Origin of the sequence: Kitasatospora cystarginea, from assembly GCF_039533515.1 — a bacterium.
In the GTDB taxonomy this organism is placed as follows: domain Bacteria; phylum Actinomycetota; class Actinomycetes; order Streptomycetales; family Streptomycetaceae; genus Kitasatospora; species Kitasatospora cystarginea.
On record NZ_BAAATR010000004.1, the window covers coordinates 25,262 to 38,940 of the forward strand.

13 protein-coding genes and 1 tRNA gene are annotated in these 13,679 nt (G+C 70.9%); 6 read left to right on the forward strand and 8 right to left on the reverse strand.

From position 1 onward, the window contains the following. Nucleotides 1–70: 70 nt before the first annotated feature. The 3 genes from ABD369_RS05850 to ABD369_RS05860 form a co-directional block, all read right to left on the reverse strand. Nucleotides 71–859, reverse strand: coding sequence for an enoyl-CoA hydratase/isomerase family protein (locus tag ABD369_RS05850; protein ID WP_344635133.1), 789 nt, complete (start codon nt 857–859; stop codon nt 71–73). A gap of 116 nt (nt 860–975) precedes the next feature. Next, nucleotides 976–1,395 (reverse strand): RidA family protein, encoded by a 420-nt coding sequence (locus tag ABD369_RS05855; protein ID WP_344635134.1) that lies wholly within the window; start codon nt 1,393–1,395, stop codon nt 976–978. A gap of 111 nt (nt 1,396–1,506) precedes the next feature. Further along, on the reverse strand, nt 1,507–2,076 hold the full coding sequence (locus ABD369_RS05860; protein WP_344635135.1) for a GNAT family N-acetyltransferase: 570 nt from the start codon (nt 2,074–2,076) through the stop codon (nt 1,507–1,509). A gap of 151 nt (nt 2,077–2,227) precedes the next feature. Here ABD369_RS05860 and ABD369_RS05865 point away from each other — a divergent pair, with 151 nt between their 5' ends. Beyond that, nucleotides 2,228–2,848, forward strand: a complete 621-nt coding sequence (locus tag ABD369_RS05865; protein WP_344635136.1) for a TetR/AcrR family transcriptional regulator — start codon at nt 2,228–2,230, stop codon at nt 2,846–2,848. 211 nt (nt 2,849–3,059) lie between these two features. Here the strand turns inward: ABD369_RS05865 and ABD369_RS05870 are convergent. Beyond that, nucleotides 3,060–3,135: transfer RNA gene (locus ABD369_RS05870), tRNA-Arg, on the reverse strand. A 597-nt stretch (nt 3,136–3,732) separates the two neighbouring features. On the opposite strand from ABD369_RS05870, the gene ABD369_RS05875 reads away from it, so the two are divergent. From ABD369_RS05875 to ABD369_RS05895, 5 genes are all read left to right on the forward strand, one after another. Continuing rightward, nucleotides 3,733–4,311 carry a single-stranded DNA-binding protein gene (locus tag ABD369_RS05875; RefSeq protein WP_344635137.1) on the forward strand — a complete coding sequence of 193 codons (579 nt, stop codon included), beginning with the start codon at nt 3,733–3,735 and terminating at the stop codon, nt 4,309–4,311. A 342-nt stretch (nt 4,312–4,653) separates the two neighbouring features. Beyond that, on the forward strand, nt 4,654–6,042 hold the full coding sequence (locus tag ABD369_RS05880) for a Cys-Gln thioester bond-forming surface protein (protein WP_344635138.1): 1,389 nt from the start codon (nt 4,654–4,656) through the stop codon (nt 6,040–6,042). A 308-nt stretch (nt 6,043–6,350) separates the two neighbouring features. Continuing rightward, nucleotides 6,351–8,015 carry an energy-dependent translational throttle protein EttA gene (ettA, locus tag ABD369_RS05885; protein WP_344635139.1) on the forward strand — a complete coding sequence of 555 codons (1,665 nt, stop codon included), beginning with the start codon at nt 6,351–6,353 and terminating at the stop codon, nt 8,013–8,015. Between the two features lie 145 nt (nt 8,016–8,160). Next, complete coding sequence (locus ABD369_RS05890; protein WP_344635140.1) at nt 8,161–8,634, forward strand: acyl-CoA thioesterase; 474 nt, start codon at nt 8,161–8,163, stop codon at nt 8,632–8,634. Between the two features lie 139 nt (nt 8,635–8,773). Further along, entirely contained in the window at nt 8,774–9,490 is a 717-nt protein-coding gene (locus ABD369_RS05895; protein WP_344635141.1) for a DUF8010 domain-containing protein, read from the forward strand. Between the two features lie 113 nt (nt 9,491–9,603). On the opposite strand, the gene ABD369_RS05900 is transcribed toward ABD369_RS05895, so the two are convergent. The 4 genes from ABD369_RS05900 to ABD369_RS05915 all read right to left on the reverse strand — a co-directional run bounded on the left by ABD369_RS05900 (nt 9,604) and on the right by ABD369_RS05915 (nt 13,652). After that, nucleotides 9,604–10,008 carry a globin gene (locus ABD369_RS05900; protein ID WP_344635142.1) on the reverse strand — a complete coding sequence of 135 codons (405 nt, stop codon included), beginning with the start codon at nt 10,006–10,008 and terminating at the stop codon, nt 9,604–9,606. Nucleotides 10,009–10,176: 168 nt separating this feature from the next. Next, on the reverse strand, nt 10,177–11,310 hold the full coding sequence (locus tag ABD369_RS05905) for an ABC transporter permease (protein WP_344635143.1): 1,134 nt from the start codon (nt 11,308–11,310) through the stop codon (nt 10,177–10,179). Further along, on the reverse strand, nt 11,307–12,224 hold the full coding sequence (locus tag ABD369_RS05910) for an ABC transporter ATP-binding protein (protein WP_344635144.1): 918 nt from the start codon (nt 12,222–12,224) through the stop codon (nt 11,307–11,309). Before ABD369_RS05910 ends, ABD369_RS05905 begins: the two co-directional genes overlap by 4 nt. A gap of 141 nt (nt 12,225–12,365) precedes the next feature. After that, on the reverse strand, nt 12,366–13,652 hold the full coding sequence (locus ABD369_RS05915) for an FHA domain-containing protein (protein ID WP_344635145.1): 1,287 nt from the start codon (nt 13,650–13,652) through the stop codon (nt 12,366–12,368). Nucleotides 13,653–13,679: the final 27 nt, after the last annotated feature.

The following is a 13,679-nucleotide window of genomic DNA, read 5'->3' on the forward strand; positions in this document are numbered from 1 at the left end:
TTCGTTGCGCTGTCGGGCCGCTGCGCTTCCTGGTCGTCGGGCCGCGGGTCGGGTCGCTGGACCGTCGGGCTCAGAACCGGGGCTCGCGGCGTTCCAGGAAAGCGGCCAGCCCTTCGCGCACATCCGGCGCCAGGCGGGACTTGCGTTCCCACGGCGCCACCGCCGCCTGCGCGTCGGCCGGCCCGGAGGCGGCGAGAACGGCCTTGGCCGCGCCGATGGTCTGCGACGAGCGGCGGGCCAGCAGGCGGGCGAAATCCCGGGCGCGGTCGTCGAGTTCACCGTCCGGCAGTACCTCGTCCACCAGGCCGAAGCGTTCGGCCCGCTCGGCCGTGACCAACTCGCCCGAGAACAGCAGGTACTTGGCCCGGGCGGGACCGACCAGGCCGGCCAGGCGGAGCGTAGGCACGGCCGGATAGACCACCCCGAGCTTGGCGGGCGTGATCCCCAGCCGGGCGCCCTCGGCGGCGAACCGCAGATCGCAGGCGACCGCCAACTGGCAGCCGCCGCCGACACAGTAGCCGTGCAGCACGGCGATCGTCGGGTGCGGGAAGGCGGCCAGCGCCTCCTCCGCCGCGACGTTCACCGCATGGTAGGCGCAGGCCCGGTCCGGGGTGCCGTACACCTCCGCGAGTTCGGCGATGTCGGCGCCCGCGCTGAAGGTGCCGCCCGCGCCGGTCAGCAGCAGCGCCCGGACGCCCGGCAGCGCGGCGAGCCGCTCCAGGAGGCCCGGCAGCCGCTGCCACATCTCCATCGTCAGGGCGTTCCGCCGCTCCGGGCGGTCCAGCACCAGGACCGCCACGCCGCCGTCCTCGACGTACGCGCGCAGGCCGTCCACCCCGGTGTCCACGGCCGTTCCCATGGCCGTTTCCGCGGCCGGGGCTCCGGCGCGCCCGGTCCCGGGCGGCGCGGTCGTCGGGCCGGTGCTGTTCGGGTCGTGCTGGGGCAAGGCGGCCTCCGGGATCCTCGGGTCGGCGTTCACCCTTCCACAGCGGGGACCCCGGGGACTACGGCGGTGGCTGTGATCTCCACCAACTGTCCGGTGTAGCCGAGGCAGGACACACCGAGCAGCGTCGAGGTGTGCGGACCCTCTGCGAGGGCCGAGGAGTTGACCACGTCCCAGACCTCGGACAGCCGGGCGGGCTCGTCGGCCACCACGTAGACCGTGCTGGCGACCACCTGCGGCAGACCGCTGCCGACGGCCGCCAGGGCGGTCTCCAGGTTGGCCAGCACCTGCCGGGCCTGCGCGGTGAAGTCGCCGGGGCCGGCCAGCTTGCCGTCAGCGTCCAGCGGTACCGAACCGGCCAGGAACACCAGCCGCTCACCGGCCTCGACCACGGCGGTGTGCGCGTAGCCGGGTGGCGGGAAGAGCGCTGGAACGGTGCGGTGCTGAGCCATGGACATGCTCCTCGGGCCGGTGGCAGTGATCGAAATCATGGCCGGGGGGCCCGTGTTCGGCACCTGGTTTTCGGGCTGCCCGGCGACGCACCCGTGGCCGCTCCGGTCCGGCTAGGCGTCCGAAGTGTCCGCGGCCCGCTGCTTCGCCCACTCGTGGGCCAGGAGCGACCAGATCTCCTTGTCGTGCCGGATCCCGTTGTGCGGGAAGTACTCGCGCAGCACGCCGTCCAGCTGCATGCCCATCCGCTGCGCGACCGCCCGGCTGCGGGCGTTGCGGGTGCTGGTCCACCACTCGACCCGGTGCATCCCGCGCTCGATCAGCGCGTAGTCGAGCAGGTGGCGGACGGCGGCGCTGATCAGACCGCGTCCCTCACCGGCGGCCTCCGTCCAGACCCCGATCTCGCAGTTGCCCGACGCGGTGTCGAAGTGCACGAACATCACGCCGCCCACCAGCGTTCCCGCGCGCCAGATGCCGTAGATCCGGCCGGTGTCAGTGGCCTGCCGGTCCGCGTAGCCCTGCAGGGTGGCGCGGGCCGAGGCGAGGTCGGTGGACCGGGACGCCCACGGGATCCAGGGGTCGGTGTTCGGGCGGGCCCGGTCGATGTGGGCCAGGAACTCGGCGGCCTGCCAGGGTTCGAGCGGGCGCAGTTCGGCGTCGTCTGCGAGCGGTATCGCGTACACGGGGCCTCCGGGGTGGGCTTGCGAGGGGGTGTGAGGGCTTCTGTGAGCTTCTGGTGGTCTTGGTCGAGAGCGGGTCGAGGCGGGCCGGACCGGCCTCCGGCGCCTGGTGGAGAGAGTACATAACAAACGTTTGGCAGGTACCATATCGCCCATGACGCCTGCCCGTGGAGACCATGACGCCCGACGTGCCGATGTCTCCGAGGCGGTGTGGCGGGTCCTGGCCGAGCGGGGCTTCGGCGGGCTGACACTGCGCGCGGTGGCCGCCGAGATGCAGGCCACCACCGGACTGCTCACGCACTACTTCCCGAACAAGCGGGCCCTGGTGGCACACGCCCTGGAGGTCCTGGAACAGCGCTCCGCGGACCGTCCGCGTCCCGCGGTGGCGGCGGTGGGGGCCGCCGACGGGTCGGGGGCCTCGACGCTGCGGCTGCTGCGGGCCGTCCTGCTCGACATCCTGCCGCTCACGCCCGAGAGCCGGGACGGCAACCGGATCTGGGTCGGCTCCTGGGACGTGGCGCTGACCGACCCGGAGCTCGCGGCCGAGCACGCCGCACGCTACCGGCGCGCCCGCGAGCGGCTCACCGCGCTGATCGCGGACGCGCAGCGGGCCGGGGCGCTGCCCCCGGGCCGTTCGGCAGCGGACCTGGCGGCGTCGGCGCAGAGTCATGTGCTGGGCCTGGTGGTGCAGGCGCTCCTCGCGCCGCAGGAATTCCCGCCCGAGCGGCAGACGGCCCTGCTGGACGCCTACCTGGACGCGCTGCGCACGTCCTGAGAGGTGCCGTGCCCGGCCCAGGGGGCGGCTGCGCACGGTTTGAGAGGTGCCGTGCTCGGCTCGGGAGGTGCCGTGCCCGGCCCAGGGGGGCGGCTGCGCACGGTTTGAGAGGCGCCGTGCCCGGCCCGGGAGGTGCTGGGTGCTGTCCGGTCGCTCTCGTGGGCCTGCCGGCTGCGGCGGGCTCGGGGCGTGCCGAATTGGCGGGTGGCGCTGGTGCCCCCAGCAGGATTCGAACCTGCGACCTACCGCTTAGAAGGCGGGTGCTCTATCCGCTGAGCTATGAGGGCGTTACAGGGCGGAGTCAGCCCGGGTGGGGCTTCGGCCGGTTTGGAGTCCGCCGGTGCGCACGCGGTGGCGACCGGTTGTTCCGGGACAGGATAAGGGTGCCCGGATACTCCGCCGAGTCTTAGGGCACCGGTTCGGGTGTGTCGGGCCCGGTGGAGCGGTCCGATAATCGCAGGTGGCGGCTGGGTCTGCAGCGCTCTGGCACGTTCTGGCGCCGGACGTTGTGCAGTCGTTACGGGGCTGGAGCCCCACCCGTTATGGATTTGGTGCGGAGAATCCGGGTCTGTCCTGTCTGGAGGGGGGCAGATATGGGTTCGTTCGGTCGGATGACAAGGCCGGACGTGTCTACTGGGCCACCCGTTCGGGTCCTTCGGCCGGGTGCCCGTGAGCGAACCGATGTTGTCATGGCCTCGTTGCCCTGATGTCGCACTATGGTTCATTTCCGTCTCTGTTTCACTCCGGAGAGTTACCTGAGTTATCCACAGGGCCGGGTTGTCCACAGGATTTCCCGGTGGGCTGGTGTGGATTTCCGGCTCTGGGCACTCTCTCCTCGCGGCGGTGATTCCGCTTGGTAATTCCCGAGGAGCGGAGTGTGTGTCATGAACGAGACCCTGGTGACGATGGTCGGCAATGTCGCCTCCACTGTGAGCTATGCGGAAACTCCGGCTGGCGTGCCGGTGGCCAACTTTCGGATGGCGGCCACCGAGCGCCGATTCGACCGTGCCACCGGCGACTGGGTGGACGGTGAGACCAACTGGGTCACCGTGGTGGCCTGGCGCTGGCTGGCCGCCAACGTGGTGAGCTCGGTGAGCAAGGGGGATCCGGTCGTGGTCAGCGGCCGGCTGCGGATCCGGGAGTGGGGCGAGGAGGGCAAGCGGCGCTCCGTCGTGGAGATCGACGCCCGGGTGGTCGGCCACGACCTCGGACGCGGCACCTCGGCGTTCCGCTGGGCGGTGCAGGCCAGGCCGGAGCTGGTCGCATCGCGGCCGGGCCGTGAGGGGCAGCCCGCGGTGCCGGACTGGATCGTCGCGGCGGTCTCGGCGGGAGGGGCCGGGCAGCGGGTCGGCGTGGGCGGTGCTGTTGCCGATGGGGCGGAAGGGGGGAGTGGGGACGGCGGGGCCGGCGAGGTTGACGCGGCGGCAGGGTCGCCCGCGGCGGAGCCGGTCGGCGCGGCCTGAATGGGGCGCTGCGTCCCGGGGCAGGGCCTCTCGCGACCCGTGGTTCCCGGTGGGGAAGGTGTGGTTCGGGTAGAGACTGTTGATTGACGATCGGAAACTGGTTCTGCGTCAAGTTTGCTCGAGTTTAGGTTCCTTGATAACGAAACAGATACGGTACTGTCCTGGTTTGGCATGGAGGTTTGCAGGCCGCAACGGGTCAATAAGATGCGTCTGGTTCATACAAGTGCAGCGGCGCCACGGGGCGCGCCGCTTTGCAAGGCGGGCTGCCATCGGCACGACCCAGCCCGAAGGGATCTCATGTTCCAGAAGCAGGGGCGGGCTGTCTCCCGCATAGGCGCTGTCATGCTCGCGTCGAGCATCGCGATCAGTGCAGGCATGATCACGGCGGGCGCGGCCGCCGCGGTCGACGTCACCACCTCGGGCGCCAAGGCGGTGCTGGTCGACGGGCCGCTCAGGCACGGCCAAGCCATCGACATCCCCATGAAGGACGGCAAGGTCGAGCACGCCCAGGGCGGGCTCATCGAGCTGAAAACCGGCGACCAGACCCTCGACACCTACTGCATCGACCTGCACAACCCGACCCAGCGCGGCGCGCAGTACCAGGAGACCGGCTGGGAGTCGAGCTCGCTGGCGGGCAACAAGGACGCGGGGAAGATCCTCTGGATCCTCGAGCACTCCTACCCCCACATCAGCGCGGACCAGCTGGCCAAGGACGCGAACATCGCCGGCCTGACGGAGGACGAGGCCGCGGCCGGTACCCAGGCGGCGATCTGGTACTTCTCGGACGGTGCCAACGCCGTCCCGAAGGACGGCAAGGCGAACGACCTGGCCAAGTACCTGATCAAGAGCGCGCAGCCGCTGGAGGAGCCCAAGCCCACCCTCAGCCTGTCGCCGAACGCCGTCTCCGGTAAGAGCGGCGCGCTGCTCGGTCCGATCTCGGTCACCACCAACGGCTCCTCCGTGGACCTCTCGGTGGACGCGGACGGCGCCAAGGCCGGGCTCACCGTCACCGACAAGAACGGCAAGGCGATCACGAGCGCCAAGTCCGGCGACGAGATCTACGCCAAGGCCCCGGGCGGCGGTGCCAAGGGCACTGCCGGCATCAAGGCCACCACCTCGGCCCAGATTTCCGTCGGCCGTGCCTTCACCGGTGTCAACGCGGACAACGTGCACAGCCAGACACTGATCCTGGCGGGCTCCGAGGCCGTCCCGGCCACCGCGAGCGTCAAGGTCAACTGGGCCCCGACCGGCCCGATCCCGGCCGTCACCAGCAAGGTGGACTGCGTCCAGGGCGCGGTGGTCGTCACGGCCGCCAACAACGGCGACCAGGACTACACCTTCACGCTCAACGGCAAGACCTACACGGTGAAGCCGGGCGCCAGCACCAGCGTTCCGATCAAGGTGGACGAGGACAAGTCGTACCACTTCACCGTCACCGGCCCGAACGGCTTCAAGCAGGACATCCAGGGTGTCCTGAACTGCAAGACCGACACCGGCACCACCACCCCCAGCTCCACCCCGAGCGCCAAGCCCAGTCCTTCCACGAGCTCGTCCACCGGCGGTGGCACGGGCGGTTCGACCGGTGGTTCGACCGGTGGCGGCCTGGCCTTCACCGGTGGCGGCAGTGAGACCCCGTGGCTGGTCGGCGCCGGCGGTGCGCTGCTGGTCGCCGGTGGCGGTGCGGTCTTCGCCCTGCGTCGCCGCGGCCGTCACAGCCGCACCACGGTCTGACCTCCCGGTCCGAGCCGTCCCCGCCCCACCCGGTGATCTCCCGCCCTGATCCGGTGCGGGGGAGTGCTGCGGCCTCCGAGCCGCCGAAGCGCTGAAACACCGAGGGGCGCCCGGTCCCGTCCTCCGCTGAGCGCGGAGGGCGGGACCGGCCCGTTTCGGGCACCTGCGGCAGGGCGGTCCGGTCCCGGCGGCAGGGCGGTCCGATTCCAGGGGGCCGCCTGACCAAGGCCGTTCGGGACCTCTGCCGCCGTGCGGCAGAATGGAAGGCTGTAAGCAGAATATTCATGACGACGCCGGAGCGATCTCACGTGGCGGAATACATCTACACCATGCGCAAGGTGCGCAAGGCACACGGCGACAAGGTCATCCTTGACGACGTGACGCTCAGCTTCCTTCCCGGAGCGAAGATCGGCGTCGTCGGCCCCAACGGCGCCGGTAAGTCGACGGTGCTGAAGATGATGGCCGGGCTGGAGCAGCCGTCCAACGGCGACGCCTTCCTCTCGCCGGGCTTCACCGTCGGCATGCTCCTCCAGGAGCCCCCGCTCGACGAGTCCAAGACCGTCCTGGAGAACGTCGAGGACGGCGTCAAGGAGATCAAGGGCAAGCTCAACCGGTTCAACGAGATCGCCGAGCTGATGGCGACCGACTACTCCGACGAGCTGCTCGACGAGATGGGCAAGCTCCAGGAGGACCTGGACCACGCCAACGCCTGGGACCTCGACGCCCAGCTGGAGCAGGCCATGGACGCGCTGGGCTGCCCGCCCGGCGACTGGCCGGTCACCAAGCTCTCCGGCGGTGAGAAGCGCCGGGTCGCGCTCTGCAAGCTGCTGCTGGAGTCCCCCGACCTGCTGCTGCTCGACGAGCCCACCAACCACCTGGACGCCGAGTCGGTGAACTGGCTGGAGCAGCACCTGGCCAAGTACCCCGGTACCGTCGTCGCGGTCACCCACGACCGGTACTTCCTGGACAACGTGGCCGGCTGGATCCTGGAGCTCGACCGCGGCCGCGCCATCGGCTACGAGGGCAACTACTCCACCTACCTGGAGACCAAGCAGGCCCGTCTGAAGGTCGAGGGCCAGAAGGACGCCAAGCGCGCCAAGCGCCTCAAGGAAGAGCTGGAGTGGGTCCGCTCCAACGCCAAGGGCCGCCAGGCGAAGTCCAAGGCGCGTCTTGCCCGCTACGAGGAGATGGCGGCCGAGGCCGACAAGATGCGGAAGCTGGACTTCGAGGAGATCCAGATCCCGCCGGGCCCGCGCCTGGGCAGCATCGTCATCGAGGTGGAGAACCTCAACAAGGCCTTCGGCGAGAAGCTCCTGATCGACGACCTGTCCTTCACCCTGCCGCGCAACGGCATCGTCGGCATCATCGGCCCCAACGGTGCCGGCAAGACCACGCTGTTCAAGATGCTGCAGGGCCTGGAGACCCCGGACGGCGGCAAGGTCAAGGTCGGTGAGACCGTCAAGATCAGCTACGTCGACCAGAACCGGGCCAACATCGACCCGAAGAAGACCCTGTGGGAGGTCGTCTCCGACGGCCTCGACTGGATCAACGTCGGCCAGGTCGAGATGCCGTCCCGCGCCTACGTCTCGGCGTTCGGCTTCAAGGGCCCGGACCAGCAGAAGCCGGCCGGGGTGCTTTCCGGTGGTGAGCGCAACCGCCTCAACCTGGCGCTCACCCTCAAGCAGGGCGGCAACCTGCTGCTCCTCGACGAGCCGACCAACGACCTCGACGTCGAGACCCTCTCCTCGCTGGAGAACGCCCTGCTCGAGTTCCCGGGCTGCGCCGTGGTCATCTCCCACGACCGCTGGTTCCTGGACCGAGTGGCCACCCACATCCTCGCCTACGAGGGCGAGAGCAAGTGGTTCTGGTTCGAGGGCAACTTCGAGTCCTACGAGAAGAACAAGATCGAGCGGCTGGGCCCCGACGCCGCCCGTCCGCACCGGGCCACCTACAAGAAGCTGACCCGAGGCTGACGACCAGGCCCGGCGACGGCCCGGCAGACCGCCCTTGCGGCGGGCTGCCGGGCCGCCGCCCGTAAGCTGGCCGGCGGATAGCCGGCCAGTGGCCGGCCCGTCGGCGGACACCCGCCGACGGGTGTCCGGATTGAAGGAGAGACTCGTGGCACGCCACATCTACGCCTGCCCGTTGCGGTGGTCCGACATGGATGCCTTCGGGCACGTCAACAACGCGGTCTTCGTGCGTTACCTGGAGGAGGCCCGGATCGACTTCATGTTCACCCAGGCCACCGCCGCCGGGGCCGGGGAGTTCGCGGGCGGCTCCGTGGTGGCGCGGCACGAGATCGACTACAAGCGTCCGCTGGTCCACCGGCCCACGCCGGTCACCATCGAGACCTGGGTGACGGCGATCGGCGGTGCCTCGCTGACCGTCTCGTACCAGATCAAGGACATCAACGAGGACGGCACCGAGACGATCTACGTCGAGGCGTCCACCGTCGTCGTCCCGTACAACCTGGTGGAGGGACGGCCGCGCCGGATCAGCCCGGTGGAGCGGAAGTTCCTCAGCGCCTTCATGGACGACGCGGACGAGGTGGCCACCGGCGCCGCTGCCGGCGCCGTCGCTGCCGCCGTCTAGCGGGCGGCAGCCCGTACCGGTGCGGTGGTCGGCGACTGCCGGTCGCTGACCACCGAACGCCGGTCGCCGGCGGTTGACCAGCGAACGCCGTGTACCGAGTCCGTTGAGAACAGTCCCCTGCACCGAGTGAGCTGATCCGTTGAACACGCCAGTCCGCCTGATACTCGCCGATGCGGGGGAGGCTGCCGACCTGGTCGCCTTCCTGGAGCGGTTGCTGCGCTTCGACCGGGCGGCCGCGGTGCGCCTGCAAGCCGTGCCGTCGGCCGGGGCCGGCGGCGGGGCGGGGGTGCCGGGCGGCGGGGTGCTGGCGGTCTTCGGACGGCTGCCGCTGGGGAGTTCGGGCGCACTGGCGATCCGTACGGCGAGGCTGGCCGAGTTGGGCGAGCCGACCGATGTCACGGTCTCCGCGGGCCAGTTGCTGGAGTCCGTCGACGAGCAGGCCGGCACCGTTCCGGTCCCCGCTGCCGTGACCGGGCCCGCCTGGGCCGGTCTGCTGCCGCCCCGGACCGGGTGGCAACTGCTGGCCGAGCCGCCCGCGTTGCGGGTCTTCCCCGAACTGATGGCGGCGGTGAGTGAGTTCAAGACGCGCAGCGAGGCGGTGCCCGAGCACCACCGGACCCGTGCCGTACTGGACGGGCTGGCCGACGAAATCTGGTCCCGTCCGCTGACGGCCGCGCCCGAGGTGCCGCTACGGGCGGTGCATGCCGCGTACGTGATGGGGTTCCTGCGCCCAGCCGTCCCGCTCGCCGTGCACCGGGCCGGGGCCTGGCTGAGGCTGAGCGCTCCGGCCGGGTCGGTGGCGGTGCGCACTGCCGCGGCGCCGGGCTCCGGGCTGGGCCTCAGCCCGCTGCACTGACGGGTCCTGTTCCTCGACTGACTGACCCTGTTGTCCGGGCCCGCCGGGGTTCGGCGGGTGCCGTTTGGGCTGCCGTCGGCGCACCGGACCCGCCAGGTGCTGCCGGGGTGCCGTCAGCCGGAGGTGTTGATCATCGACGCGGCGGCGTAGGCCAGGTAGTCCCACAGCTGGCGTTCGGCGTCGGCGGGGAGCCGCAGCTCGTCCACGGCCACCCGCATGTGCTTCAGCCAGGCGTCGTGAGCGGCCCGGTCCACCCGGAACGGCACGTGCCGCATCCGCAGTCGCGGGTGGCCGCGCTCGTTGCTGTAGGTGCGGGGGCCGCCCCAGTACTGCATCAGGAACAGGGCCAACCGCTCCTCGGCGGGGCCCAGGTCCTCCTCGGGGTACATCGGCCGCAGCAGTTCGTCCTCGGCGACGCCCTGGTAGAAGCGGTGCACCAGCCGCCGGAAGGTCGGCTCGCCGCCGACGGCGTCGTAAAAGGTCTCCTCGCTGAGCGTGCCACGTGGGGTGTCATTCACCCGACCATGGTCGCAGACAGCCGCAGGGGCCGTACACCGGCCTTTCGGCGTACGACCCCTGCGGGGTGGCCCGGGGCGGCCGGGAGCGTGCGGCTACGCGCAGTCCCAGCGGCCACGCGTGCCTCACTGGTCAAGCGCTGTCCCAGCGGCCACGCGTCGTCCAGACGACTACGCGTCGTCCCAGTTGAAGAAGCGGGACGCGATCAAGGACATCACGGCAGCGAAGGCGAGCAGGATGCCCATGGACGGGAGCACGTCCATCAGGCCGCCGCCCTTGCTCAGCACCGACTTGGCGGGCTCGATCATGTACCGCAGCGGCAGGGCGCGCGAGACGGTCTGCAGCCAGCCGGGCGCGACGTCCAGCGGGATGAACGCGCCGCCCAGGAAGGACATCGGCAGGACGATGATCTGGTTGATGCCGTTCGCCGCCTCCTCGGACTTGGCGATGGATCCGGTGACCAGACCGATCGACATGAACGCGATGGTGGCGCAGAGCACCAGCGGCACGATCAGCCACCAGTTGCCGGTCAGCTTCAGGCCGAAGTACGGCGTGGTGGCGACCAACAGGAAGAGCCCGGTCTGGGCCAGCGCCACCAGCACGCTGACGCAGACCCGGGCACCGACGATGGCCAGCGGCGAGACCGGGGTCAGCCGCAGCCGTCGCAGCACCCGCTTCTTGCGCCAGGTGACCAGGGTGAACGAGGACCCGTACACTGCGCCCATGGCGATCGCGTAGGCGAGCAGGCCGGGGGTGAGGAACTGGATCGTCTTGATCGAGTCGTCCTCGACCTGGCTGGCCGCCAGTGTGTAGGAGGGGGCCTTCCCGGAGGCGGCCTGGTTGGCCGACTCGACGACCGAGCTCAGGATGGCCTGCACACTGCCGGCCTTGACCTGGTCGGAGGCGCTGAAGCGGAGGACGACCTGTCCGTTCGGCCCGGACTCCACCAGGCCGTCCAGCTGGCCCTTGCGCACCTTCTCCAGCGCGGAGGCCTCGTCCGAGTACTTGGTGATCTTGAGGGTCTTGTCCAGCTGCGCGTGCACCTCGCTCGGCACCTGGTCGAGCAACTGCACCGCGCCGACCTGGGCGACCTTCACCTGAGGGGTGCTGGAGTTCTTGTAGAGGCTGCCGAAGAGCACCAGGAACAGCAGCGGGAGGACCAGCGTGAAGAACACGGTCCCGCGGTCCCGCAGGAAGCCGAGCAGCATCACCCTGGCGAGCCCCGCGAAGGCGCTCACCCGTTCCTGCTCCGCCGGCTGCCCTCCGGTCGGTGTCTGCTGTGCCGTGGCCGAGGTCGTGCTCATGCCCGGTACTCCCGTCCGGTCAGCTGGAGGAAGACGTCCTCCAGGGTGGCTCCGCGTACTTCCAGGCCGCGCAGGGCGTTCTGCTCCGCGAGCACCGACAGGACCGGCGCCGGGGCGCGGGTGGAGACGGACAGCGAGACCCCGTTGTCCTCCAGGTTGGCGATCTCGGCGTCGGCCGCGCCGAACAGCTCGCGCGCCCGCGCGGCGGTGAGCTGGCCGGACTCGACGCTCACCCGCACGGTGTCGTCGATCTCGCGGACCAGGGCAGCCGGGGCGCCGGTCTTCAGCACCTTGCCGTGGTCCATCACCGAGACCCGGTCGCAGAGCACCTCGGCCTCGTCCAGGTAGTGGGTGGTCAGGACGACCGTACGGCCCTCGGCGTTGATGTCTCGGAGCAGGTCCCAGAGGTTGCGGCGGGCCTGCGGGTCGAGGCCGGTGGTGGGCTCGTCCAGGAAGACCAGCTCCGGGTCGTGCGCCAACGCGCAGGCGATGGACAGGCGTTGGGCCTGGCCGCCGGACATCTTGTCGGTGAGGACGGAGGCGGAGTCGGTCAGTCCCACCCGCTCCAGCATCGCGTCGGCCCGCTTGGGACCCACCCCGTAGAAGGACGCGAAGGTTCGGATGGTCTCACGGGCGGTCAGTTTGTTGAAGAAGGCCGAGGCCTGGAACTGTACGCCGATGCGCGGCAGCAGTTTGCTGTTGCGCGGCCAGGGCGACACCCCCAGCAACTCGATACGGCCCTCGTCGGCCTCGCGGATACCCTCGAGGATTTCGAGGGTGGTGGTCTTCCCGGCCCCGTTCGGGCCGAGAATCCCGTAGAACTCGCCAGTCTCGACGGTGAGTGACACCCCGTCGACAGCCTGGACATCCCCGTACCGCTTCCGGATCCCGTCAGCGGATATAGCTGCAGTCATGTCCTGAACCCTAGAGGTCGAAGGGATTCCCGTGCAGGTCAGAGCAGCGTGCGTGGTGAAATTGTGACCGGGTGGGGCCCGTTGGAGGCGGGTCCCACCCGGCAGGGTGTCAACCTGACGCCGAGTCGATGAGACTGGTCGTCAGGAACGGTGCAGGGTGATGGTGGTCCAGGCGCCGACGTGGATGCGGTCACCGTCCGCCAGCGGGATCGCGGTGTGCGGCGGCACCGGGTCGGAGCTGCCGTTGACCGTGGTGCCGTTGGTGGAGTCCTGGTCCACCAGCACCCAGCTGCCGTCGTTCTGTTCGGCCAGCAGGGCGTGCTGGTGCGAGGCCCCCGGATCCTCCGGCGCGACCGACAGGTCGATCTCCGGGACGGTGCCCCGGTGCTGGCTGCGGCGCCCGATCCGCAGCTGGCCGCGGCCGGTCAGCGGGATCCGGCGCTCGGGGCAGTACGGCGGGAAGAACAGTCCGGCGGCCTCGGGGCCGCTGCGCGCCATCATGTCGGTGAAGTAGTCGCGGTCGGCGCTGACCACCGCTATCCAGGTGGCACGTGCGGGCGGCTGCTGCTGCGGCGCGGAGGGTGCGTTCGCGGGCGGCGCGAGGCGGAACGACGTCCCGAACTCGTCGCCCGGAGCCGTCGGCCCGGGCTGCGCGTAGACCGGGCCGGTCCGCTCGAAGGCGTCCGGATCCGGGAACGCCGAGGCCTGCTCGTACGTCTGCCCGCCCTCGTACGGCGCGGCCTTGGCGAACGGGTCCGCCTTGGCGAACGGGTCCTGTGGGTACGGGGCGGCGTTCTCGTACGGCGCGGCCTGCGGCTGGGCGTACGGATCGCGCCGCGCGTACGGGTCGCCACCCTCGAACGGTGCCGGGCCGGGCGCGGGGAACGGCGGGGGCTCCGGTGCCGGCGCGGGCGGCGGGGTCGGCGGCTGGTACGGGCTGGGGGCGGGGCCCGGCGGCGGCGCGGGCGGCTGGTACGGCGCGGGCGCCGGCGGCGGGTAGCCGTAACCGCCGCCCTGGGCCGGGCCGGCCGGCGGAGCCGGGGGTTGTTGGTGGCCCGAGGGAGCGGAGAGGTCGTAGTCGTACCCGCACTCCTCGCAGTACCGCCCGGTCTGCGGGGTGCGGCAGATCGGGCAGGTGACCAGCGGGGCCGTCGGCTCGTGCGGGGCGGCGAAGGGCGGCGGTGCCATCGGCAGCCGTGGGGGAGCCGGCGGGACGGGCCCGCCGGCCGGCGCGCGCATCGGGCGGCCACCGGGCGGCGCCCCGTGCGGAGCGGCCGAACCGGGCATGCCGGATGGCCCGGGCATGCCCGGACCGCCGAACGGGGCCGAGCCCGGGACGGCCACGCCCGGCGGCGGGGTCATCGGGAAGCCGCAGAAGTCGCACCAGTCCTCGGCCTGCGACTCATGGCCCCTCGGGCAGATCGGCATCAGTTCCCCCACATTCCGGCAGGTCCG

Bases quoted from the DNA above. Each gene is read 5' to 3' on its own strand.
- ABD369_RS05850 (WP_344635133.1), bottom strand. From the start codon at position 859: ATGGGAACGGCCGTGGACACCGGGGTGGACGGCCTGCGCGCGTACGTC.
- ABD369_RS05855 (WP_344635134.1), bottom strand. From the start codon at position 1,395: ATGGCTCAGCACCGCACCGTTCCAGCGCTCTTCCCGCCACCCGGCTAC.
- ABD369_RS05865 (WP_344635136.1), top strand. From the start codon at position 2,228: ATGACGCCTGCCCGTGGAGACCATGACGCCCGACGTGCCGATGTCTCC.
- ABD369_RS05875 (WP_344635137.1), top strand. From the start codon at position 3,733: ATGAACGAGACCCTGGTGACGATGGTCGGCAATGTCGCCTCCACTGTG.
- ABD369_RS05880 (WP_344635138.1), top strand. From the start codon at position 4,654: ATGCTCGCGTCGAGCATCGCGATCAGTGCAGGCATGATCACGGCGGGC.
- ABD369_RS05905 (WP_344635143.1), bottom strand. From the start codon at position 11,310: ATGAGCACGACCTCGGCCACGGCACAGCAGACACCGACCGGAGGGCAG.
- ABD369_RS05910 (WP_344635144.1), bottom strand. From the start codon at position 12,224: ATGACTGCAGCTATATCCGCTGACGGGATCCGGAAGCGGTACGGGGAT.
- ABD369_RS05915 (WP_344635145.1), bottom strand. From the start codon at position 13,652: ATGCCGATCTGCCCGAGGGGCCATGAGTCGCAGGCCGAGGACTGGTGC.